Origin of the sequence: Dactylosporangium siamense, assembly GCF_016862795.1 — a bacterium.
Lineage (GTDB): Bacteria > Actinomycetota > Actinomycetes > Mycobacteriales > Micromonosporaceae > Dactylosporangium > Dactylosporangium siamense.
In genome coordinates, this window is sequence record NZ_BONQ01000056.1 from 92,356 (window position 1) to 112,082 (window position 19,727).

The window sequence follows — 19,727 nt, forward strand, 5'->3', positions numbered from 1 at the left end:
GCGGATGTCCGGCGTCGGGTTCAAGGGAAAGCTGTACCGCGATGACGCGCTCGTCCTGCGGGTGCAGAAGCTGGGCGAGTCCGACCGGATCATCACCCTGTTCACGCGCCGGCACGGCCGGGTCCGCGCCGTAGCCAAGGGCGTGCGCAAGACCATGTCCAAGTTCGGCGGCCGGCTCGAACCCTTCGGCCACGTCGACGTGCAGCTCCTCGAAGGCCGCAGCCTCGACGTGATCAGCCAGGTGGAGGGCGTCGACCTGTACGGCCGCCGGATCATGGACGACTACCCGCGGTACACGGTCGCCTCCGCGATCGCCGAAACCGCGGAGCGGCTCACCCCCGTCGAGCAGGAACCGTCGCTGCGGCTGTTCCTGCTGACCCTCGGCGCCATCCGGGCCCTCGCCCTCGGCGAGCACGGCAGCAGCCTCGTGCTGGACGCGTACCTGCTGCGCGCGATGGGCGTCGCCGGCTGGGCGCCGGCGCTGCTGGACTGCGCCGTGTGCGGCAACCCCGGCCCGCACCGCGGCTTCTCCGTCCCCGCCGGCGGCGCCGTGTGCCCGGACTGCCGCCCGCCCGGCGCGTCGCACCCGGCGCCTGCGACGATCGAGCTCATGGCGGCGCTCGCTTCGTCGGACTGGCAGGTCGCCGACGCCAGCGAACCCAACCACCGGCGCGAGGCCAGCGGGCTGGTCGCGGCGCATCTGCAGTGGCACCTGGAGCGGGCGTTACGCTCGCTCCCGCTGGTAGACCGGGACGACACCACTCGGGACCGCGCCCGGGATCGAAAGGAACGTTCGTGAGCAAATTCCGCCCGCCGTCGCAGCACCCGACCGGGGCCCGCCCGCCGGCGCTGCCGAAAGAGACCGTGCCGAAGCACGTGGCGATCATCATGGACGGCAACGGGCGCTGGGCGAAACAGCGGGGGCTGCCCCGCACCGCCGGGCACACCGCCGGCGAGGCAGCCCTGTTCGACGTGATCGAGGGCGCGCTGGAGCTCGGCGTGAAGTACGTGAGCGCCTACGCGTTCTCCACCGAGAACTGGAAGCGGTCCCCGGAAGAGGTCCGCTTCCTCATGAACTTCAACCGCGACACGATCCACCGCCGCCGCGACGAGTTCCACGAGATGGGCATCCGGGTGCGCTGGGCGGGCCGCCGCCCTCGCCTGTGGCGCAGCGTCATCAACGAGCTCGAGTACGCCGAGGAGCTCACCAAGCGCAACGACCTGCTCACGTTCACGATGTGCGTCAACTACGGCGGCCGGGCCGAGGTCGCCGACGCCGCCGCCCGGATCGCCGCCGACGTGCAGGCCGGCCGGCTCAAACCGGACCGGATCACGGAGAAGACGTTCGCCCGGTATCTCGACGAGCCGGACCTGCCGGACGTGGACCTGCTGGTGCGCAGCTCCGGCGAGATGCGCACCAGCAACTTCATGATCTGGCAGGCGGCGTACGCGGAGTTCGTCTCCGTCGACACCCTTTGGCCGGACTTCGACCGCCGGCACCTGTGGTACGCCTGCGAGGTCTACGCGAAACGCGACCGCCGCTTCGGGGGCGCCATCCCGAACCCGGTCGTGCCGACACTGACCAGCTGATTCGGGTCTGGTCGTAGCGGGTGCCTACGATGGGTGCGCTGGCGGTGACGCGATCGGAGATCGATTAGGTGGGTCGGTGTACGGTCTGAATGAGGCGTCCGACCGGCACCGTGGACCTGACGTTTCCGCAGCGTGCTCCGGGTGCGCCAGTGATCGTGTTGCTCCGGGTACGTCAGTGGTGCGCCGGGTGCGCCGGGTGCGCCAGTGGTCGTGGTGTTCCGGGTGCGCCGGTGGTGCGCCGGGTGCCCCGGGTGCGCGCCGGGTGCCCCGGGTGGTCGTGGTGTTCCGGGTGCGTCAGTGGTCGTGGCAGCAGGGGATCTGGGCCTGGGCCTCGAACGGGGTCAGGACGCCGCCGCGGCCGAACTGGGTGACGAGGGTCAGCACGCCGGCACGCCAGATCGGGCGGACGAAGCCACCCGTGTCGATCAGCATCTCCGGCACCGCGGTCAGGCCGCCGAGGATGACCACCTGCTCGATCGCGGAGTCCGCCAGCACCGTGGACACCGGCACCACCCCGGTGAGCTGCTCCCAGCCGGGAAACAGGACGGCCCGGGCGCCCTCCGGGGGTGGGCCGTCGTAGCCGACGTGGACCTCGCCGCCGGTGAAGTACGTGAACGCGGGGCGGCCGCCCACCAGGATGTGGTGGTCGGCCGCCTTGACGTCGGGGAATCCCATTACCGGGGCAGGACCCAGATCGGGTTCGCGTAGAACCAGAGGTCCTTCCACGGGTCGGCGTCGCCGACGACGTCGATCGCCGGGCCCGCCGGGTCGACCGCCGCGCCGTGGTAGCCGGGCGCGGTGCGGTTGCCGTCGGTGCCGCGCAGCCGCACGTAGAACGGCTGGTCGGCGGGGCCGAGGTCGTAGGTGAACGACACGGTGCCGGTCGACTTGTTGACCTCGAAGGACTTGACGACCTTCGTGTTCGGGGCCTTGAACGTGTCCTTGTCGGCCACGGGGCCAGTCACGTCGCCCTTGATCACGTCGACGCGGGCGAGGGTCGGCACGAAGTTCGCCCAGTTCGGCGTGTTCGCAAGGTTGATCTTGATGACGAGCTCGGCGCGCTGGCCGCGGCGCACGACGAGCGAGTCGCCGAGCGTGACGCCGCCGCCGTAGCTGCCCTTGACCCGCACCTGCACGTCCAGGCCGCTGATCAGGCCGCCGTGGTCGACCCAGACGCGGCCGGCCCGCAGGCCCTCCATCACCGCGGCGTAGCCGAAGTTGCGCGACCCGACGTGGGTGCGGCTGTAGTAGCCGGGCCAGAAGTCGCCCGGGGTGAGGCTCGTCGGCTGACCGTACACCGGGTCCGAGTGGAACCCGTTGGTGTTGAAGTCGGTGTTGTCGGGGCGCTTCGCGGTCTCCTCATAGACGACGTGGGAGTCCGAGTTCGCGCTGATCCACCACGCCTTGCCCTCGGCGAGGAGGCTGTCCCAGAGGCCGCCGACGGTGGAGGTCATCCAGTCGTAGCCGCCCCACGTGCGGTAGCTCTCCAGGGGGTACCCCGGGAACGACGCGGCGCCGGGCGCGTTGCCGTAGAAGCCGCGGGCCGAGCCGCCGCCGTTCGGCTTGGCGATGCCGGCGGCCTGGTGGCCGGGGGCGCCCTCGAAGCCGATCGCGATGCGCGGGTTCGCGTCCCGCCAGGCCCGGATCTCGTGCGGCGAGTCGATGCCGTTGCGGGCCGGGTGGTTCGCCAGGAACAGCGCGTCCTGGACCCGGCGCTTCGTGACCTGCTCGCCGAGGAACTTGATGCCGGCGATCGCCAGGGCCTCGGTGACCAGCGACGGGTCGACCGCGCCGACGGCGGAACCGTCGAACGTGTTCTCGAACTCCTTCAGCACCGCGACCTCGTTGGCGCCGGGGTGCACGAACACGGTGCCGTGCTCGGCCGCCGGGATGTTCCACTCGAGACCCTGGAAGACCAGCATGTCCTTGTAGTCGTCGCGGGCGTCACGGATACCCGGGTTGACCTTCTCCACGCCGATCTTGGCGTGCTGGACGCTGCCGTGGTCGGTGATGACCATCCAGTCCAGGCCGTACGCGGAGGCGTGCTTCACGTGGTCGCCGACCCGGTACATGCCGTCGCTGGAGAACTGGGTGTGGATGTGGTGGTCGCCGGCGAGCCACTTGTAGCCGTTGCCCAGCGGGCGGCCGTGTCCGTGCCGGTCGTACCCGTCGAAGCCGGAGTGGTCGTCGTCGTCGCCGTGCGCGTGCGCGATGCCGGCGTTGGCGAGCGCGCCACCAGCAGCGGCGGCCGCGCCGAGCAGCCCCGCGCGGCGGAGGAAACCACGGCGGGAGACGTCGCCGGGGGAGAGCTCACTGTCGGGGATCGAGGCGTCGAGCACCGCGGGGACGTCACCGGCGGCTTGCGGCATGTCCTCGTGGTGGTGATGGTGGCCGTGGCCCATGTGTGGGGCTCCGTTCAGGTCGAAGGTCCTCACCCCGGAATCTCGACCGCCCGAACGAACATCAGGTAGCGACGTGGCTATGTATGCACGAACTTCAGCAAGATCAATGCTGCCGCGAGGGCCGCGCCGACGACCACGACCGATCCGTCGGACCAGCCGAAACGGGCCTCCCGGGCGCTGGTGCGCGGCCGCCCACGGTCGAATCCGCGGGCCTCCATCGCGGTCGCGAGGCGGATCCCGCGCCGGATCGCACCGACCAGCAGGCCGAACGTCGCCGACGCGAACAACCGCAGGTGACGCAGCGGGTTCCAGCCGCCGTCGATGCCGCGGGCCCGGCGGGCGAGCAGGATCAGTCGGTACTCGTCGGTGAGCAGCGGCACCAGCCGAAACGCGGCCAGGGCCCCGATCGCGAACCGCGGCGGCACCTTCAGATGCGCGATCAGCGAGTCGGCGAGGTCCGTCGGGTCGATCGTCGCGAACACCACGAACCCGGGCAACCCGATCGCGATCAGCCGCAGCGCGTACCCGAGCGCCGGCGCATGCACGTCGAACCCGGCGACGGTGCCGACGACCGGCCCCTCCTTCGCACCGAGCAGCACCGTGAACACCAGCACCACGGTCGCCGACAGCAGCAGCGGCCAGCCGCGCCGCCACAGCTCCCGCGCGGTCAGCCCGGTCAACGGCAGCAGCGCCAGCTCCACGCCGATCGCGACGGCGGTGACGAACGGGTCGACGGTGCTGAGCACGGCCGCCGTGAGCAGCGCCGCCGCGAGCAGCTTCGCGGTCGCGTCCCGCTCCCGGATCCAGGCGGTCACCGGCGCTCCAGCCGCAACCGGCGGTCGCCCAGCGCATCGACCAGCTGCCGGTCGTGGGTGACGATGACCAGACCCCGCCCCTCGTCCCGCAGGTCCGCGAGCAGATCGACCAGCTCCCGCCACGTCTGCGGGTCCTGCCCGAACGTCGGCTCGTCCAGGATCAGCAGCTCCGGCGCCGCAGCCAGGGCCGTGGCGACGCTCAGTCTGCGTTGTTCGCCGCCGCTCAAGGTGTACGGGTTCGCCAGGGCCAGCCGGTCCAGGCGGAGCCGGCCCAGCAGCTCGTCGACGACCTCGGGGCTGCTGCCACCCAGCAGCAGCTCATCCCGGACGGTCGCGGTGACGAACTGGTGCTCCGGGTTCTGGAACACCGACCCGATCCTCGCGGCCAGTTTCGCGGCCCGCCAGCGGTGCGGCGGGCGGCGCTCGCCCGGGGCGGTCACCGTCCCGGGTTTCGCCGGCCTGGTCAGGCCGCCGAGCAGCAGCGCGAGGGTCGACTTGCCGGCGCCGTTGGGACCTTCGACGGCGAGGACCTCACCGGCGCGGACCACCTCGTCGACCACGTTGCCGGTGTCCCGCAGCGCGAGCCGATCGGCGGTGAGCAGCGTCCCACCCGGCCCGGTGCGCGCCAGCCGGTCCGGCACCACCAGCGGCGGCTGCTCCGGGCCCAGGGTCACCACCCGGTCGACCAGGGTCAGCGCGTCGGTGAGCCGGTGCTCGACCAGCACCATCGTCGCGTCGACGTCGTGGAGTGCCTTGCCGAGCGCTGCCCGTACCAGCTGCGCACCGTCCGGATCCAGGTTCGCGGTCGGCTCGTCGAGCAGGAGCAGCCTCGGCCGCAACGCGATCACGCCGGCGATCGCGAGCCGCTGCTGCTCACCACCGGACAGGGCGGCCGTGTCGCGGTCCCGGCCGTACGGGAAACCGACGGCGGCGAGCGCGGCGTCGACCCGCGGCCAGATCTCGGCCCGCGGCATACCCCGGTTCTCCAGGCCGAACGCGACGTCATCGCCGCAACGGCTCATGACCAGCTGTGTCTGCGGGTCCTGGAACACGATCCCGGTGTCGGCCCTGGCCGCCCTGGCCGGCACGCCGTCGACGAGGACCGCACCCTCCTGCTCGCCGGAGTCCTCGGCGAGCAGGCCGGCGAGCGCGGCGAGCAGGGTGCTCTTGCCGGCGCCGGAGGCACCCGCGAGCAGCACCCGCTCACCGTGCTCGATCCGCAGGTCGAAGTGGCGGACCGCCCAGGCCTTGCGCCCGGCGTGCCGCCACCCGAAACCCTTGAACTCGACGGTGCTCACTGTGAGTTAGACGGCGGCCCGTTCGCGGCCGGACGGGAACCGGTCCAGGACGCCCGTCACGGCCAGGGAGCGCTGCAACGCCCACGAGCCGGCACCGGCGATGACGGCGCCGCTGGCCACGACGATCGCCGCGTACAGGGCCTTGTCGGTGTTGCTGAACGCGCCGTAGTACACGTTGAGGTCCAGCAGCGCCGCACCGCCGCCCGCGAGGCCGCCGGCGATGATCGCGTTGCCGAGCTTGTAGCTGCGGTACCCGGTGAGGGCGAAGCCGAACTCGCCGCCGACACCCTGTACCAACCCTGAAAGGAGCACACCAAGACCCCAGGTGGAGCCGAACAGCGCCGAGACCAGCGCCGCGACGAACTCGGTGTAGAGCCCGGCGCCCGGCTTGCGGATCACCAGGGGGCCGAGCACGCCCGGGATCAGCCACACGCCGTAGATGAAGGCACGCCACGGCAGCGCGACGCTCTCCATCGCGTTCCACAGGTTGTTCCACGCGTAGAACACGGCGGCGAACGCCACCGCGAGGACCGAGGCGACGATGATGTCGACGGTCCGCCATCGGGTTTCCATTGCAGTGCCTCCTGGTTCGGGGGTGAGCCAGAAGGAGACGCGACGCCACGCCCGTTGGCCGGTTGACACCGGCCGGTGGACATGGCGTCTTGCGTGAGGTGACCGAGCTCCCTGCGCTGGCATTACCCAGATCAGGTTCGAGGGTCTGCGTCGCCCGCTGCCGCGGCCGCCGCACTCTCAGCGCTGTGCGCTCCCCTGTCGGATGTGCAGTTGTTTCCCGACGGTAACAGTGAAGGATGTTCACGCCCATGGGCAGGTCGCCAAAATCACGGCACTTGATCCTTCCCGGGGAGGCATGGCCTTTGCTACTCGCGGGTAATAGCCTGGCTGGTACAGGACTTGACACCTGGGGGTGCCGCAATGACGCAGGTCGCTTCTTCATCGACTTCCGCTACCAGCGCTCAGCCGGCCGATGCCGCCGGTCAAATGACGGCCGCTACGGACGGTCACACGACGACCGCTACGGACGGTCACACGACGGCCGCTACCGGCGGTCACACGGAAAAGCAGGCGCGGAAGGTCATCGAGGCCAGCCGCGAGACGGAATGGCGCAAGCCCAGCTTCGGCAAGGAACTGTTCCTCGGCCGGTTCCGCCTCGACCTGATCGACCCGCCGCCGGCCGACACCCGGGCTGAAGCCGGTGTCGAGTTCCGGGAGAAGCTGCGGGAGTATCTCGCCGGCGTCGACGGCCAGCAGATCGAGCGCGACGCGCGCATTCCCGACGACGTGCTCCGCTCGCTCGGTGCACTCGGCGCGTTCGGCATGAAGATCGACCCGAAGTACGGCGGCCTCGGCCTGTCCAACCTCGACTACTGCCGGGCACTGGCCCTCGTCGGCTCCGTCAACCCGTCGATCGGCGCGCTGCTGTCGGCGCACCAGTCGATCGGCGTGCCGCAGCCGCTGAAGCTCGTCGGCACCGACGAGCAGAAGTCCAGCTTCCTGCCCCGGCTCGCCGCGGGTGAGGTGTCGGCGTTCCTGCTCACCGAGCCCGAGGTCGGTTCGTATCCGGCCAACCTGCGCACCTCCGCGGTGCCCACCGAGGACGGCGACTACCTGCTCAACGGGGTCAAGCTCTGGGCCACGAACGGCACCCTCGCCACCCTGTTCGTCGTGATGGCGCTGGTGCCCCGCAGCGAGGGCCACCGCGGTGGCATCACCGCCTTCGTGGTCGAGGGTGACGCCCCCGGCGTGACGATCGAGCGGCGGAACTCGTTCATGGGCCTGCGCGGCCTGGAGAACAGCGTGACCCGTTTCCATGATGTACGGGTGCCCGCCGCCAACGTCATCGGCGGCGAGGGCCAAGGCCTGCGGATCGCGCTCAGCACCCTGAACACCGGCCGGTTGTCGCTGCCCGCGATGTGCGTCGGCGCCGGCAAGTGGTGCCTCAACGTCGCCCGCGAGTGGGCCGCCGAACGCGTCCAGATGGGCCGCCCGATCGGCACGTACGAGGCGATCGCGAAGAAGATCGCGTTCATCGCCGGCTCCACGTACGGCATGGAGGCGATGCTGGAACTGTCCTGCCGCCTCGCCGACGACGACCGCAACGACATCCGCATCGAGGCGGCGCTGGTCAAGCTGTACGCGAGCGAGCTGGCCTGGAAGGTCGCCGACGAGCTCATCCAGATCCGCGGCGGCCGCGGCTACGAGACCGCCGAGTCCCTCGCCGCCCGCGGCGAACGCCCGATCCCCGCCGAGCAGATCCTCCGCGACCTGCGCATCAACCGTATCTTCGAGGGCTCGACGGAGATCATGCACCTCGCGATCGCCCGCGAGGCCGTCGACGCCCACCTCTCCGTCGCCGGCGACATCATCGACCCCGAGGCCGGCCTGGGCGCGAAGGCCAAGGCGGCGGGCAAGGCCGGCGGCTTCTACGCCAAGTGGCTGCCGACCCTGGTCACCGGCAAGGGCCAGCTCCCGTCCGGCTTCAGCGCGTTCGGCCCGCTCGCCCAGCACCTGCGCTACGTCGAGCGCGCCTCCCGGCGCCTGGCCCGCGAGACCTTCTACGGCATGGCCCGCTGGCAGGGCAAGCTCGAACACAAGCAGGGCTTCCTCGGCCGGGTCGTCGACATCGGCGCTGAGCTGTTCGCGATGTCGGCCGCCTGCGTCAAGGCCCACAGCGAGCAGGACGACCGGCCCGAGGGCGTCGAGCTCGCCGACCTGTTCTGCCGGCAGGCGACCCTGCGCGCCGAGGCGCTCTTCCGCGACCTGTGGGACAACGCCGACGCGATCGAGTCCGCCGCCGCGAAGCGGGTCATCGCCGGGCGGTACCTGTCCCTGGAGGAGGGGATCATTCCGCCCGCGGCCGCCGGACCTTGGCTGGCCTCGTGGGAGCCCGGCGAGTCGACCGCCGAGGACGTCCGCCGACGCTTTTGAGGTGAGTGGCTGGTGTGTCGCCCGCTGCTTTTTGACACTACCCTGCGAGGTCTAATCGATCTTCGACCCCATCACCCACGGTAGTTTACCCTGATGAACGTAGGTGGCCCCATCGGGTTCCGGTGGGGCCACCGCTCGCTGTCCGCCCCGCCTGTCGCATGCCATCGAGGGCTCGGCGGGTACCCCTCATCGACCAGGTGGTTGCGGTTTCTCGCAGTGCGGGAGGCGCGGGCAACGCCCGCACCCGATTTGGGTGCTGTGTTCGAAGTTCTGCAACGACCGGCGACGGCGACTCCTGCGAGGATCGTGCGCTCAGCGTGGGCTCAGCGCGGGTCTGGTCTCCCTGGTTCCGGATCGTAGGCCGAGGCTGCGCAGCTCCAGGCTGGCGAGGGCCTCGACCGCCTGCTTGTCGCCCTTGCGCCACAGGGCCGCGATCTCCGGGTCGATCTTCACCAGCTTGCCCAGCGGCTGCGTCGCCAGTGCGCGCAGGGCGAGGAGGTCCCGGCCCGCCGTGGCGTTGCGCAGTCTCGTCGCCGACCCGGCCCGGCGCATCCACCGGATCCGCAGCGGCAGCCAGATGAGGACGAGCACCGCGACCGGCACCACGACCACCACCACCGACAGGATCCAGGCCAGATCGTTGACGACCTCCTGCTGCTGGCGGCCCGCGTCGGCGAGCGACCTGGCCGCGTCGGCCGCGCTGTTGAACGGGGCGACGACCGAGTCCGGCACGCCCGGCACGCCATTGATCTTGTCGCCGGCGCCCTTGAGGTTGTCGGCGAGGCCGTTCCCGGCGCCCTCGAGCTTCTGCCCTGGCACCGCCAGCTTCTGAATCAGGTCGAACAGCATCATTCCCAGCTTGACCCAGGCATAGACCCACACGACCACGAACACGTCGGTGAGGAACTGCCGCAGGGCGGTGGGGGCACGGTCGGCATAGAGCTTCACCACTCAAGCCTGACGCACCGGAGCTGTGACCGCACTGTGGCGAGGCGCGATCCACCGGGCCGGGGCGCGGTCGAGAGCGGCGCCCGCACCGAGTGCCGACCCGGCCTTCGGCGCGCGGGCCCTAACGGCCGGTGTTCTCGCGGGCGTGGGTGACGGCGTCGGCGACGATGTGGGCGATGTGGTCGTCGGTCAGCGCGTATGCGATCTCCCGCCCCCGGCGCGAACCCCGCACGACCCCCGCCCCGCGCAGGACGCGCAGGTGCTGGGAGACGAGCGGTTGCGGGGCGCCGAGGGTGTCGACGAGCTCGTGGACACAGCGGGGGCCGTCGGCGAGCTCGGTCACGATGCGGATGCGGAGCGGGGCGGCGAGGGCACGCAACAGCTCGCCGGCCGCTTCGTAGCCCTCAATGCTCGACATGTGCGCAACGGTAACCGTTGTCAGTAACCATGGTCCACACGGTCGAGCACCACCTCGGGTGTTGTGCGTTCCGGTGTGGACGGGCGGGGTCCGGCACGGCGGCGGACCGCGCGCCACGTGGAGACACCGACGGTGGCGGTGAAGAACCCCGCGATCGCGAGGAGGACCACGGTCGCGCCGGGGCCGGTGTCGGCGACCGTCGAGATCCAGATGCCGCCGCCGGAGACGGTCAGGCCGATCAGGACCGCGACGAGCATCGTCACCCTGAAGCCGCGGGTGAGTTGCTGCGCGGTCGCGACCGGCACCACCATGAGGGCGCTGACCAGCAGCAGGCCGACGGCCCGCATGGCGACGGTGACGGTGACCGCGGTCGTGACGGCGAGGATGAGGTTGAGGGCGCGGACGGGCAGGCCGGACACCCGCGCGTACTCCTCGTCGTGGCAGACGGCGAAGAGCCACGGGCGGAGCAGGACGGCGACGGCGAGCACCGCGCAGCCGAGGATGAGCATCACCGTCAGGTCCTGGCGGCTCGTCGTCAGCGGTGAGCCGAAGAGGTACGTGACGAGGCTGCGGTTGCTCTGCTCGTCCGACAGGTTCACGAGGATCACGCCGCCGGAGATGCCGCCGTAGAACAGCATGGCGAGGGCGACGTCGCCGGACGTCTTGCCGCGTTCGCGGACGAGCTCGATGACGACGGCGCCGAGCGCGGCCGCGACGACCGCCATCAGCACCGGCGACTGGTGCAGGAGCAGGCCGAACCCGACGCCGGTGAGCGCCACGTGGCCGAGGCCGTCGCCGATGAGTGACAGCCGCCGCTGGACGAGGTAGATGCCGATCGCGGGGGCCGAGGCGCCGGTGATCAGCGCGCCGACGAGGGCCCGGATCATGAAGTCGTACTGGAAGATGCTCATGCGCTGCCCAGCAGGCCGGGCGCCTCGACGGAGGCGTGGGGGTGGACGTGGTCGTGGCCGGGTTCGGCGTGGTGGCCGGCCGGCTCCGGGGGCGCGCCGTCGTGGATGATCTCGCCGTGGTGCACGACGACCGCGCGGGTGATCAGGGGGCGCAGCGGGCCGAGCTCGTGGGCCACGAAGACCACGGTGCCGCCCTGCTCGACGAAGTGGTGCAGGCAGGCGGCGAACGCCTCCTGGCTGGCGGCGTCGACGCCGGCCGTCGGCTCGTCCAGGACCAGCAGCTCGGGTGCGCCGGCGAGGGCGCGGGCGATGAGGACCCGCTGCTGCTGCCCGCCGGACAGCACGGACACGGGCTCGCGGGCCCGGTCGGCGAGGCCGACGGCGGTCAGGGCCTCCTCGACCGCGCGCTTGTCGGCGCCGGACGGGAAGCGCAGGAAACCCCGCCGCGCGAGGCGGCCCTCGGCGACGACCTCGCCGACGGTGGCGGGGACGCCGCTGCCGGCGCCGACGCGCTGCGGGACGTAGCCGAGCCGGTGCCACGAGCGGAAACGCCTGAGCGGGGTGCCGAAGAGGCGGACCTCGCCTTTCGCCAGGGGTACCAGACCCAACGCCGACTTCACCAGGGTGGACTTGCCCGAACCGTTGGCGCCGAGGATCGCCACGACCTCGGCGGGGTCGACCCGCAGGGACACGCCGTCAAGCACGGGTCGCCCGTCGTAGGCGACAACGGCCCGGTCCACCTCAAGTACCACGCTCCCGAGCGTGCCTGATAATGGGAATCGTTGTCAACTTCAGGTGAGCTTCGCGACGGCGAGGAGCACGACGAGCGCCAGGACGGCCAGCCGCATCACCCGTGCCCGCGGCGGGTGCAGCGGCCAGGTCTGGGCGAGCAGCCACCCGGCGCCGGCGGCGAGGGCGAGCAGCAACAGGGCGCCGACCGGGCCGGGCAGGACCAGCGCCACGAACACGAGCACACCGACGCCGAGGAACGCCGTCGTCGGCTTGACCCGTCCCAGCCGGGTCAGAACACGCTGGGTCATCTCGGGTGTGCTCCTCGGGTCCGTATGCTCGGCGGCATGCTGGTGGTGACACGGTTCGTGCTGGACGGCACCGACGAAGGGTTCGTGGAGCGCGCGCACACCGCGCTCGGCGCCCTCGCGGCCTGCCCAGGGTATCTCCGCGGCCGCCTGGCCCGCGCGTTCGACGACCCGACGCACTGGAGCATCGTCACTGAATGGCAGTCGGTGGGGGCATACCGGCGGGCACTGTCGGCCTTCGACGTGAAGATGTACGCCACGCCCCTGCTCGCCCAGTCCCTCGACGAGCCGTCGGCGTTCGAGGAGCTCGCCGAGGTCGCCCCCGGCGGTGCGCTCACGGTCACCGCGAGCGACCGGGCGTAGTTGGATACTGTTGGGGCATGATGCCCTCGCCGACCGGGGTGCCGGCGCCGCCACCGGGCCCCGGCGTGGTGACGCCGTTCGCGGCGCCGCCCCGCGACCGCGACCTGCGCGGCCTGTGGATCGGTCTCGGCGTCGGCGGGCTGGTGCTCGTGCTGTGCTGCGTCGGCGGTGTCCTCGGCGGCGGCTTCCTGCTCAACGGCCTCGAAGGGGTCGCCCGCTCCCAGCTGGTCAGCGTGGTCGACACCTACCTGACCGCGATGCGGGCGGCCGACTACGAGGCCGCCCGCGGGCAGCTGTGCCCGGAGCAGCAGCGCTCGCACCCCGTCGCGTGGTACGAGGAGCACTACCGCGGCTCCGAGGTCACCGACTTCACCGTCGACAAGAACGACGTCGACGTGAACCGCGTCCAGGTCCCGGCGACCGTGAAACGCCGCGGGCAGGGTGAGTCGCTGATGACGTTCACCATGCTGCAGCAGACGACCCGGTGGGTGATCTGCGGAGGGGTCGACTGATCGGGCCCGGTGGCACTGCGGATAATCTGGTGCGGCTCGCCCGGGCGTAACCGTACCGTCGATGTGGACGTTGACGGTTTGCCCGTCTTGACCGACCTTCCAGCACCCGACACCCGCCTTGCCGACAGCCAGTCGCCGTGAGGCCGAGGAGGAACCATGGCCGCCGATCGCATCGATTCCGTCGTCAGCCTCGCGAAGCGCCGCGGCTTTGTCTTCCCGTCCAGCGAGATCTACGGGGGCACCCGCTCCGCCTGGGACTACGGCCCCCTCGGCGTCGAGCTCAAGGACAACGTCCGGCGGCAGTGGTGGCGCACCATGGTCCAGCAGCGCGACGACATCGTCGGCCTGGACTCCGCCGTCATCCTCTCCCGGGACGTGTGGGTCGCCTCCGGCCACGTCGACGCGTTCGTCGACCCGCTGACCGAGTGCGCGTCGTGCCACAAGCGCTTCCGTGCCGACCACCTCGAAGAGGCGTTCGTCGAGAAGCACGGCGCGGACAAGCCCTTCGTCCTCGGCGAGATCAACTGCCCCAACTGCGGCAACAAGGGCACGTTCAGCGAGCCGCGCATGTTCAACGGCCTGATGAAGACCTATCTCGGCGCCGTCGAGAACGACGAGGGCCTGCACTACCTGCGGCCCGAGACCGCGCAGGGCATCTTCATCAACTACAAGAACATCGAGGGCGCCGCGCGCAAGAAGCCGCCGTTCGGCATCGCGCAGGTCGGCAAGAGCTTCCGCAACGAGATCACCCCCGGCAACTTCATCTTCCGCACGCGCGAGTTCGAGCAGATGGAGATGGAGTACTTCGTCGAGCCGGGCAAGGACGAGGAGGCTCACGAGTACTGGCTCCAGGAGCGCTGGAACTGGTACCTCGACCTCGGCCTGTCCGCCGACAACCTCCGCTTCTTCGAGCACCCGAAGGAGAAGCTGTCGCACTACTCGAAGCGCACCGTCGACATCGAGTACCGCTTCCGCTTCGGTGGCCAGGAGTTCTCCGAGCTCGAAGGCATCGCCAACCGCACCGACTTCGACCTCAACACGCACTCCAAGCACTCCGGCGTCGACCTGTCGTACTTCGACCAGGAGAAGAAGGAGCGCTGGGTGCCGTATGTCATCGAGCCGGCCGCCGGTCTCACCCGCGCGGTGCTCGCGTTCCTGCTCGAGGCCTACGACGAGGACGAGGCGCCCAACACCAAGGGCAGCGTCGAGCAGCGCACGGTCATGCGCTTCGACAAGCGGCTGGCGCCGGTCAAGGCGGCCGTGCTGCCGCTGTCCCGCAACGCCGACCTGTCGCCGAAGGCCCGTGACCTCGCGAAGCAGCTGCGCAAGCGCTGGACGGTCGACTTCGACGACGCGCAGGGCATCGGTCGCCGGTACCGGCGGCAGGACGAGATCGGCACGCCCTACTGCCTGACCGTCGACTTCGAGACGCTCAACGACAACGCCGTGACGGTCCGCGACCGCGACACGATGACGCAGGATCGGGTGTCGCTGGACCAGGTCGAGACGTACCTGATCGAGCGCCTGCCGGGCTGCTAGGGCCTTTGTTCGAAGGGGCCGCCCGGTCGGTTGTTGCGGTCGGCGATGAGGCCGGCGAGGGTCGCGAGGGCGATCTCCGCCGGCGTCTTCGAGCCGATGTTCAGGCCGACCGGGCGGTGCACCCTCGCGATCTCGTCGTCGGGGACGTCCAGGGCGCGCAGGGCCGCCACGTGCGGGCCGGCGTGCCGCATGTTGCCCATCACTCCGATCCAGCGGGCCGGTGAGTTGAGCGCGTCGCGCAGGACGGCGCCCAGCTCCGGCCGGTCGTGGTCGGTGACGACGATGTCGGTGTCCCCGTCGATCCGGGTGCCGGTGAGGTCCGGCTCGGCGAGGGCGACCCGGAAGCCGAGGGTGGTCGCGAACTGCAGCAGGTGCGTGGCCACGGGGGTGTCGAACACCGCCACCAGTGCCCTTTCAGCGTCTGTGCTCATGCGATTCGCCGAACTGTCATACCTGGACGGTAGCCTCCAGGCGTGACGATGACGTCTTCACCGCCCACCAGCACCGCCGCCGCCGCCCGACGACGGCGGCGGAGGATCGGCTCGGTCGAGGTGCTCGCCGCGCTGCTCGTGTTGGTGGTCCTGTTCCGGGATCCCCTCACCGAGTCGCTGTCGGCGCCCGCGCTGCAGACCTGGCTGACGGTGTTCGTGTCCGTGATGACCCAGGCGATCCCGTTCCTGGTGTTCGGGGTCGTGCTGTCGGGGATCATCGCGGTGTTCGTGCCGCCGTCGTTCTTCGCCAAGGCGCTGCCGAAGCATCCGGCGCTGGCCGTGCCGACCGCGAGCGTCGCCGGGGTCGTGCTGCCCGGCTGCGAGTGCGCATCCGTGCCGGTCGCCGGCGCCCTGGTCCGCCGCGGCGTGACCCCCGCGGCCGCGTTCGCGTTCCTGCTCGCCTCGCCCGCGGTCAACCCGATCGTGCTGGTCTCGACCGCGGTCGCGTTCCCCGGCCAGCCGCGGGTCGTGATCGCCCGGGCCCTGGCCAGCCTCGTCGTCGCGTGCCTGATGGGCTGGCTGTGGCAGGCGTTCGGCAAGGGCAGCTGGCTCAGGATGCCGTCGCGGGCGCACCTCGACGGGATGGACAAATGGCCGGCGTTCTGGGCCAGCGTCCGGCACGACGTGCTGCACGCCGGCGGGTTCCTGGTCATCGGCGCCGCGGCCGCCGCCGTCATCGGCGTGGTCGTGCCGAAGTCGTGGCTGGCGCACCTCGCCGCCGACCCGGTGATCGCGGTCCTGGTGCTGGGCCTGCTCGCCGTGCTGCTGTCCATCTGTTCGGAGGCCGACGCGTTCGTCGCCGCGTCGCTGACCCAGTTCTCCATGACCGCCCGGCTGGCGTTCATGGTCGTCGGTCCGATGATCGACCTGAAGCTCTTCGCCATGCAGGCCGGCATCTTCGGGCGCGGGTTCGCGCTGCGGTTCGCGCCGGCGACGTTCGTGCTCGCGATCGGGGTGGCCGCAGTGGTCGGGACGGTGCTGTTGTGAACAGGCAGGCGCAGGCGGTCATCCTGCTGCTCGTCGGGGGCGCGGTGCTGCGGGCCAGCCTCACCGATCAGTACCTCAACTACGTCAAGCCGGGGCTCCAACCGTATCTGATCCTCGCCGGGGCGATCCTGGTCGTCGCCGGGCTCTTCTCGCTCTGGTATGAGCTGCGCCCCACCAGGCCCGCGACGGCCGGTGGTCCCGCGGTGGCCGGGGCGGGCGGTGCTGGTGTGGCGGTGGCCGGAGGGTCCGCGGTTGCGGGCGTGGACGGCGCAGTCTCGCCCGGGCACGACGGGCACGGGGACGTCGGGGACGCCGCGCACGGGCACGGGGATGGCCACGGGCCTGGGCAAGGGCCTGGGCACGGGGACGACGACGGGCCCGGGCACGGGCCTGGGCACGGGCCTGGGCACGGGCACGGGCACGGGGACGGGGACGACGACGGGCATGGGCACGGGCCTGGTGGGCCGAAGGTCGCCTGGCTGCTGCTCGCGCCGGTGCTCGGGCTGTTGCTGGTGGCGCCGCCGGCGCTCGGATCGTATGCGGCCGGCCGGGCCGGGTCGGCACTGGTGGAGAAGTCCGACTTCGCGCCGCTGCCGGCCGGCGACCCGGTCAAGCTGACCATGCTCGACTACGCGTCCAGGGCCGTGTTCGACCGTGGGGTGTCGCTGGGGGAGCGGCGTGTCGAGCTGTCCGGGTTCGTGATGCGGGGACCCGAGGGCACCTGGCTGCTGGCCCGCATGATGCTCAGCTGCTGCGCCGCCGACGCTCGACCGGTGAAGGTCGCCCTCGCCGGGCAGCTGCCCGAAGGGCTCCGCGACGAGCAGTGGCTGCGGGTGACCGGCGGTTACACGGGCCGGCAGGTGAAGGACGTCGTCAACGGAGAGACGATCCCGTTCATCGAGGTGACAGACGTGGCGTTGATCGAGACGCCTGTGGAGCAGTACGAGTCGTAGCTCCGCACGCCCGCGGCGAGCGAACCCGTGGGCCCTCCGACCCGGGGTGGGGGTGCCGGTGTGAGCGTGGAGGTGCGAGAGTCGAGGGGGTTGCAAGCTCGACCGCTGAGGAGGAAACGGTGTCCAAGCGCCCGGCACTGCTGGTGCTCGTACGGCACGCCGAGTCGGCCCGGAACCAGGCGAAGAAGGGCAGCGTCTACTTCGCCGACGACGCGGCCCGGCAGGTGGTGCGCGGGGTGCCCGACCATCTCATCGACCTGACGGCCGACGGGCACAAGCAGGCGGAGCAGACCGGTCACGCGATCCGGGAGCGGTTCGGGGTCTTCGACTACGTGTACACGAGCGGATACGCGCGGACCGTGCAGACCGCCGAGGGCATTCTCGGGGCGTACACGGCGCAGGAGCGGGACCGGATGCGGCTGCGGACCAACATCTTCGTGCGGGAGCGTGACCCGGGGTTCGCGTACGACATGACGACCGCCGAGGCGGAGGCGGCGTTCCCGTGGCTGAACGAGTACTGGCACACGTTCGGCGGGTTCATGGCGCGGCCGCCGGGTGGGGAGAGCCTCGCGGACGTGACCGGGCGGGTCCACACGTTCCTCGACACACTGTTCCGGGACCGGCCGGGGCAGAAGATCATGGTTGTCACGCACGGTGGGACGTTGCGGTGCTTCCGGTTCCTGCTGGAGCGGTGGGGGTACCAGCAGGCGCAGCGCTGGCCGGAGGGGCAGACGCCGGCCAACTGCGGGGTGACGACGTATCGGGTCGCGGCGTCCGGTGAGCAGCTGGAGCTGGAGGACTACAACCGCGTCTACTGGACGGTCGGCTCGGCCAGCGACGGCATCTGACCCCGGGTGGACCGCGCCCCCTTCGGCGGACGGCACAGGTGTACGGTGTGCGCGTCGATGGGGGAGAACGATGCACATCAGCTTCACGGTCGAGCCGGATCAGGCTCGCGCCCGTCGGGCCATCAAGACCACGATGGGCGGGAAGCTGCTGCGGTTGTATGTCCTCGGTGCCGCTGTCGCGGTGCTCGGGGCGGTGATGTCCGTCAATGACATCCCGTCGGGTGCCGCGCCGCTCGCGCTCGGAGCGGGACTGTGCTGCTTCCCGTGGCTCGTCTCGCGGGCGGCCGCGCAGGCCAGGACCGGCATCCTCGGCGAGACGGCGACGTATGAGCTGACCGACGTCGACGTGCAGGCGCACACGAGGAGCCTCAACGTGGGGTACCGCTGGGAGTCCGTCCAGGCGGTGCGCGAGACGCCGGAGTTCTGGGTCGTGACGGTCGCCGGGATCAACCCCCTGGTGCTGCCGTGGACGCAGCTGCCACCCGCCGAGGCCGCCGAGGCCAGGGCGTTCCTGGTCGGCCGCGGCCTGCTCGCCGACAAGGCCGGCGCCGGCGACAAGGCCGGCGCGGCCGGCGCGACCGGTAAGCCCGAGTCGACGCTGGAGCGCTGAAACCGGCGAGGTCAGGCCCGGTCGGCCAGCGCCAGGAAGCGGTCCGGTCCGTCGTCGTAGCGCACGAGCCGCCAGCCGGAGCGGGCCGCCGCAGCGGTGAGCGGGCCCTCGGCGAGGGGCTCGTCGGGGCGCAGGACCCGGCCGTGGCGGGCGGCCAGGGCGGCCCGGCCCGTCGGGTGGAAGAGCACCAGCCGGCCGCCGGCACGCGTGACCCGGGCGAGCTCGCGGAGCCCGTCGACGGGGTCGGGCAGGTGCATGACGAGCCCGGCGGCGAAGACGGCGTCGACGCTGCCGTCCGCGAACGGCAGCCGGCCCGCGTCGGCGAGGACGAGACCGCCGTTGCCCTTCTCCTGAGCCATGGCGAGCATCTGCGGCGTGTGGTCCAGCCCGACGACCGTCCCGGCCGGGCCGACCGCGGCGCGCAGTGCGGGCAGGGCCCGGCCGGTGCCGCAGCCGGCGTCGACGACGACCCCTCCGGGCGGGAGGCCCGCGGCGTCGACCGCGGCGGCGTACGCGGGCAGGTCGTCACCGAACTTCGCGTCCCACGTCGCGGCGCGGACCCCGAAGAACGCCCGGGACTCCGCCAGGTGCCAGCGGTGATGCGGCAGGAGCCGGGGGGCGACGTGCCGGATGACCGGCCACTCGGGGTCGTGCAGGTCGACGACGATGTCCGCGGTGTCGCCCCGCGTCCCGTCGGCCTCGTGCTGCCGCCGTGACGTGCGCAGCCAGACGACCACGTCCCAGCCGCCGGCCGGCGGGTCCTCGCGCGCGGAAGACCCGTCAGCGACCACGACCGGCCCGTCAGCGACCACGGCCGGCCCGTCAGCGACCACGGCCGGAGCGTCGGCGACCACGACAGGGATGTCACCGGGCGGCCTGGCGCACGGGCGGCCGGCGGCTCGCAGTGCCGCCGCGAGCCGGTCGGCCACCTGCCCGGTCCGCTCGTCGGTGCCGTCGACCACCACCGTCGCGCGCCCTGCCGGGACCGCCGCCACGAGCAGGTCCATGACCTCGTCCCACCGGTCCTGTGTCATCGGTACATCATGCGCAAACCGCCGC

22 protein-coding genes and 1 riboswitch are annotated in these 19,727 nt (G+C 71.5%); of the genes, 10 read left to right on the top strand and 12 right to left on the bottom strand.

The window, feature by feature from the left end; translation table 11 throughout:
* Positions 1–4: 4 nt before the first annotated feature.
* Both recO and Dsi01nite_RS19480 read left to right on the top strand, forming a co-directional pair.
* Positions 5–799 (top strand): DNA repair protein RecO, encoded by a 795-nt coding sequence (gene recO, locus Dsi01nite_RS19475; protein ID WP_203847615.1) that lies wholly within the window; start codon positions 5–7, stop codon positions 797–799.
* Positions 796–1,590 (top strand): isoprenyl transferase, encoded by a 795-nt coding sequence (locus Dsi01nite_RS19480; protein WP_203847616.1) that lies wholly within the window; start codon positions 796–798, stop codon positions 1,588–1,590. Before recO ends, Dsi01nite_RS19480 begins: the two co-directional genes overlap by 4 nt.
* 294 nt (positions 1,591–1,884) lie before the next feature.
* On the opposite strand, the gene Dsi01nite_RS19485 is transcribed toward Dsi01nite_RS19480, so the two are convergent.
* The 5 genes from Dsi01nite_RS19485 to Dsi01nite_RS19505 all read right to left on the bottom strand — a co-directional run bounded on the left by Dsi01nite_RS19485 (position 1,885) and on the right by Dsi01nite_RS19505 (position 6,678).
* Positions 1,885–2,265, bottom strand: a complete 381-nt coding sequence (locus tag Dsi01nite_RS19485; protein WP_203847617.1) for a hypothetical protein — start codon at positions 2,263–2,265, stop codon at positions 1,885–1,887.
* The gene (locus Dsi01nite_RS19490; RefSeq protein WP_239136002.1) at positions 2,265–3,959 is read right to left on the bottom strand and encodes a PHP domain-containing protein; all 1,695 of its coding nucleotides are present in this window, start codon (positions 3,957–3,959) and stop codon (positions 2,265–2,267) included. The genes Dsi01nite_RS19485 and Dsi01nite_RS19490 overlap by 1 nt, the downstream gene beginning before the upstream one ends.
* A gap of 110 nt (positions 3,960–4,069) precedes the next feature.
* A complete protein-coding gene (locus Dsi01nite_RS19495; protein ID WP_203847619.1) occupies positions 4,070–4,807 on the bottom strand; it encodes an energy-coupling factor transporter transmembrane component T family protein in 738 nt (245 codons plus the stop codon).
* Positions 4,804–6,105 (bottom strand): ABC transporter ATP-binding protein, encoded by a 1,302-nt coding sequence (locus Dsi01nite_RS19500; protein WP_203847620.1) that lies wholly within the window; start codon positions 6,103–6,105, stop codon positions 4,804–4,806. The genes Dsi01nite_RS19495 and Dsi01nite_RS19500 overlap by 4 nt, the downstream gene beginning before the upstream one ends.
* A 6-nt stretch (positions 6,106–6,111) precedes the next feature.
* Entirely contained in the window at positions 6,112–6,678 is a 567-nt protein-coding gene (locus Dsi01nite_RS19505; protein ID WP_203847621.1) for an ECF transporter S component, read from the bottom strand.
* A 90-nt stretch (positions 6,679–6,768) separates the two neighbouring features.
* Positions 6,769–6,885, bottom strand: a riboswitch (TPP riboswitch).
* A 219-nt stretch (positions 6,886–7,104) separates the two neighbouring features.
* On the opposite strand from Dsi01nite_RS19505, the gene Dsi01nite_RS19510 reads away from it, so the two are divergent.
* Positions 7,105–9,051, top strand: coding sequence for an acyl-CoA dehydrogenase family protein (locus Dsi01nite_RS19510; RefSeq protein WP_203847622.1), 1,947 nt, complete (start codon positions 7,105–7,107; stop codon positions 9,049–9,051).
* Positions 9,052–9,363: 312 nt separating this feature from the next.
* On the opposite strand, the gene Dsi01nite_RS19515 is transcribed toward Dsi01nite_RS19510, so the two are convergent.
* The 5 genes from Dsi01nite_RS19515 to Dsi01nite_RS19535 form a co-directional block, all read right to left on the bottom strand.
* The gene (locus Dsi01nite_RS19515) at positions 9,364–9,999 is read right to left on the bottom strand and encodes a hypothetical protein (RefSeq protein WP_203847623.1); all 636 of its coding nucleotides are present in this window, start codon (positions 9,997–9,999) and stop codon (positions 9,364–9,366) included.
* A gap of 121 nt (positions 10,000–10,120) precedes the next feature.
* The gene (locus tag Dsi01nite_RS19520; protein ID WP_203847624.1) at positions 10,121–10,417 is read right to left on the bottom strand and encodes an ArsR/SmtB family transcription factor; all 297 of its coding nucleotides are present in this window, start codon (positions 10,415–10,417) and stop codon (positions 10,121–10,123) included.
* A gap of 20 nt (positions 10,418–10,437) precedes the next feature.
* Positions 10,438–11,328, bottom strand: coding sequence for a metal ABC transporter permease (locus tag Dsi01nite_RS19525; protein ID WP_203847625.1), 891 nt, complete (start codon positions 11,326–11,328; stop codon positions 10,438–10,440).
* On the bottom strand, positions 11,325–12,080 hold the full coding sequence (locus tag Dsi01nite_RS19530) for a metal ABC transporter ATP-binding protein (protein WP_203847626.1): 756 nt from the start codon (positions 12,078–12,080) through the stop codon (positions 11,325–11,327). Before Dsi01nite_RS19530 ends, Dsi01nite_RS19525 begins: the two co-directional genes overlap by 4 nt.
* 39 nt (positions 12,081–12,119) lie before the next feature.
* Positions 12,120–12,368, bottom strand: coding sequence for a DUF6703 family protein (locus Dsi01nite_RS19535; protein WP_203847627.1), 249 nt, complete (start codon positions 12,366–12,368; stop codon positions 12,120–12,122).
* Positions 12,369–12,404: 36 nt separating this feature from the next.
* Between Dsi01nite_RS19535 and Dsi01nite_RS19540 the strand changes: the two genes are divergently transcribed.
* The 3 genes from Dsi01nite_RS19540 (at position 12,405) to Dsi01nite_RS19550 (ending at position 14,779) form a co-directional block, all read left to right on the top strand.
* Positions 12,405–12,728 (top strand): antibiotic biosynthesis monooxygenase family protein, encoded by a 324-nt coding sequence (locus Dsi01nite_RS19540; RefSeq protein ID WP_203847628.1) that lies wholly within the window; start codon positions 12,405–12,407, stop codon positions 12,726–12,728.
* A 17-nt stretch (positions 12,729–12,745) separates the two neighbouring features.
* Positions 12,746–13,240 (top strand): Rv0361 family membrane protein, encoded by a 495-nt coding sequence (locus Dsi01nite_RS19545; protein WP_203847629.1) that lies wholly within the window; start codon positions 12,746–12,748, stop codon positions 13,238–13,240.
* A gap of 156 nt (positions 13,241–13,396) precedes the next feature.
* On the top strand, positions 13,397–14,779 hold the full coding sequence (locus Dsi01nite_RS19550) for a glycine--tRNA ligase (RefSeq protein WP_203847630.1): 1,383 nt from the start codon (positions 13,397–13,399) through the stop codon (positions 14,777–14,779).
* On the opposite strand, the gene Dsi01nite_RS19555 is transcribed toward Dsi01nite_RS19550, so the two are convergent.
* Positions 14,776–15,210, bottom strand: coding sequence for an XdhC family protein (locus Dsi01nite_RS19555; protein ID WP_203847631.1), 435 nt, complete (start codon positions 15,208–15,210; stop codon positions 14,776–14,778). The genes Dsi01nite_RS19550 and Dsi01nite_RS19555 overlap by 4 nt on opposite strands.
* A gap of 48 nt (positions 15,211–15,258) precedes the next feature.
* Here Dsi01nite_RS19555 and Dsi01nite_RS19560 point away from each other — a divergent pair, with 48 nt between their 5' ends.
* From Dsi01nite_RS19560 to Dsi01nite_RS19575, 4 genes are all read left to right on the top strand, one after another.
* Positions 15,259–16,257 (top strand): permease, encoded by a 999-nt coding sequence (locus tag Dsi01nite_RS19560; RefSeq protein ID WP_203847647.1) that lies wholly within the window; start codon positions 15,259–15,261, stop codon positions 16,255–16,257.
* The gene (locus tag Dsi01nite_RS19565) at positions 16,254–17,210 is read left to right on the top strand and encodes a TIGR03943 family putative permease subunit (RefSeq protein ID WP_239136003.1); all 957 of its coding nucleotides are present in this window, start codon (positions 16,254–16,256) and stop codon (positions 17,208–17,210) included. The genes Dsi01nite_RS19560 and Dsi01nite_RS19565 overlap by 4 nt, the downstream gene beginning before the upstream one ends.
* Before the next feature lie 119 nt (positions 17,211–17,329).
* On the top strand, positions 17,330–18,058 hold the full coding sequence (locus tag Dsi01nite_RS19570) for a histidine phosphatase family protein (RefSeq protein ID WP_203847632.1): 729 nt from the start codon (positions 17,330–17,332) through the stop codon (positions 18,056–18,058).
* A 70-nt stretch (positions 18,059–18,128) separates the two neighbouring features.
* Entirely contained in the window at positions 18,129–18,668 is a 540-nt protein-coding gene (locus Dsi01nite_RS19575) for a hypothetical protein (RefSeq protein WP_203847633.1), read from the top strand.
* Between the two features lie 11 nt (positions 18,669–18,679).
* On the opposite strand, the gene Dsi01nite_RS19580 is transcribed toward Dsi01nite_RS19575, so the two are convergent.
* Positions 18,680–19,702, bottom strand: a complete 1,023-nt coding sequence (locus tag Dsi01nite_RS19580) for a class I SAM-dependent methyltransferase (RefSeq protein WP_239136004.1) — start codon at positions 19,700–19,702, stop codon at positions 18,680–18,682.
* Between the last annotated feature and the right edge of the window lie 25 nt (positions 19,703–19,727).

What these genes read in the sequence shown, in the direction of transcription:
- Dsi01nite_RS19550 (WP_203847630.1), top strand. Translation starts at nt 13,397, where the DNA reads ATGGCCGCCGATCGCATCGATTCCGTCGTCAGCCTCGCGAAGCGCCGC.
- Dsi01nite_RS19505 (WP_203847621.1), bottom strand. Translation starts at nt 6,678, where the DNA reads ATGGAAACCCGATGGCGGACCGTCGACATCATCGTCGCCTCGGTCCTC.
- Dsi01nite_RS19580 (WP_239136004.1), bottom strand. Translation starts at nt 19,702, where the DNA reads ATGACACAGGACCGGTGGGACGAGGTCATGGACCTGCTCGTGGCGGCG.
- Dsi01nite_RS19485 (WP_203847617.1), bottom strand. Translation starts at nt 2,265, where the DNA reads ATGGGATTCCCCGACGTCAAGGCGGCCGACCACCACATCCTGGTGGGC.
- Dsi01nite_RS19540 (WP_203847628.1), top strand. Translation starts at nt 12,405, where the DNA reads ATGCTGGTGGTGACACGGTTCGTGCTGGACGGCACCGACGAAGGGTTC.
- Dsi01nite_RS19555 (WP_203847631.1), bottom strand. Translation starts at nt 15,210, where the DNA reads ATGAGCACAGACGCTGAAAGGGCACTGGTGGCGGTGTTCGACACCCCC.
- Dsi01nite_RS19520 (WP_203847624.1), bottom strand. Translation starts at nt 10,417, where the DNA reads ATGTCGAGCATTGAGGGCTACGAAGCGGCCGGCGAGCTGTTGCGTGCC.
- Dsi01nite_RS19510 (WP_203847622.1), top strand. Translation starts at nt 7,105, where the DNA reads ATGACGGCCGCTACGGACGGTCACACGACGACCGCTACGGACGGTCAC.
- Dsi01nite_RS19490 (WP_239136002.1), bottom strand. Translation starts at nt 3,959, where the DNA reads ATGCCGCAAGCCGCCGGTGACGTCCCCGCGGTGCTCGACGCCTCGATC.
- Dsi01nite_RS19560 (WP_203847647.1), top strand. Translation starts at nt 15,259, where the DNA reads ATGACGTCTTCACCGCCCACCAGCACCGCCGCCGCCGCCCGACGACGG.
- Dsi01nite_RS19525 (WP_203847625.1), bottom strand. Translation starts at nt 11,328, where the DNA reads ATGAGCATCTTCCAGTACGACTTCATGATCCGGGCCCTCGTCGGCGCG.
- Dsi01nite_RS19545 (WP_203847629.1), top strand. Translation starts at nt 12,746, where the DNA reads ATGATGCCCTCGCCGACCGGGGTGCCGGCGCCGCCACCGGGCCCCGGC.
- recO (WP_203847615.1), top strand. Translation starts at nt 5, where the DNA reads ATGTCCGGCGTCGGGTTCAAGGGAAAGCTGTACCGCGATGACGCGCTC.
- Dsi01nite_RS19575 (WP_203847633.1), top strand. Translation starts at nt 18,129, where the DNA reads ATGCACATCAGCTTCACGGTCGAGCCGGATCAGGCTCGCGCCCGTCGG.
- Dsi01nite_RS19535 (WP_203847627.1), bottom strand. Translation starts at nt 12,368, where the DNA reads ATGACCCAGCGTGTTCTGACCCGGCTGGGACGGGTCAAGCCGACGACG.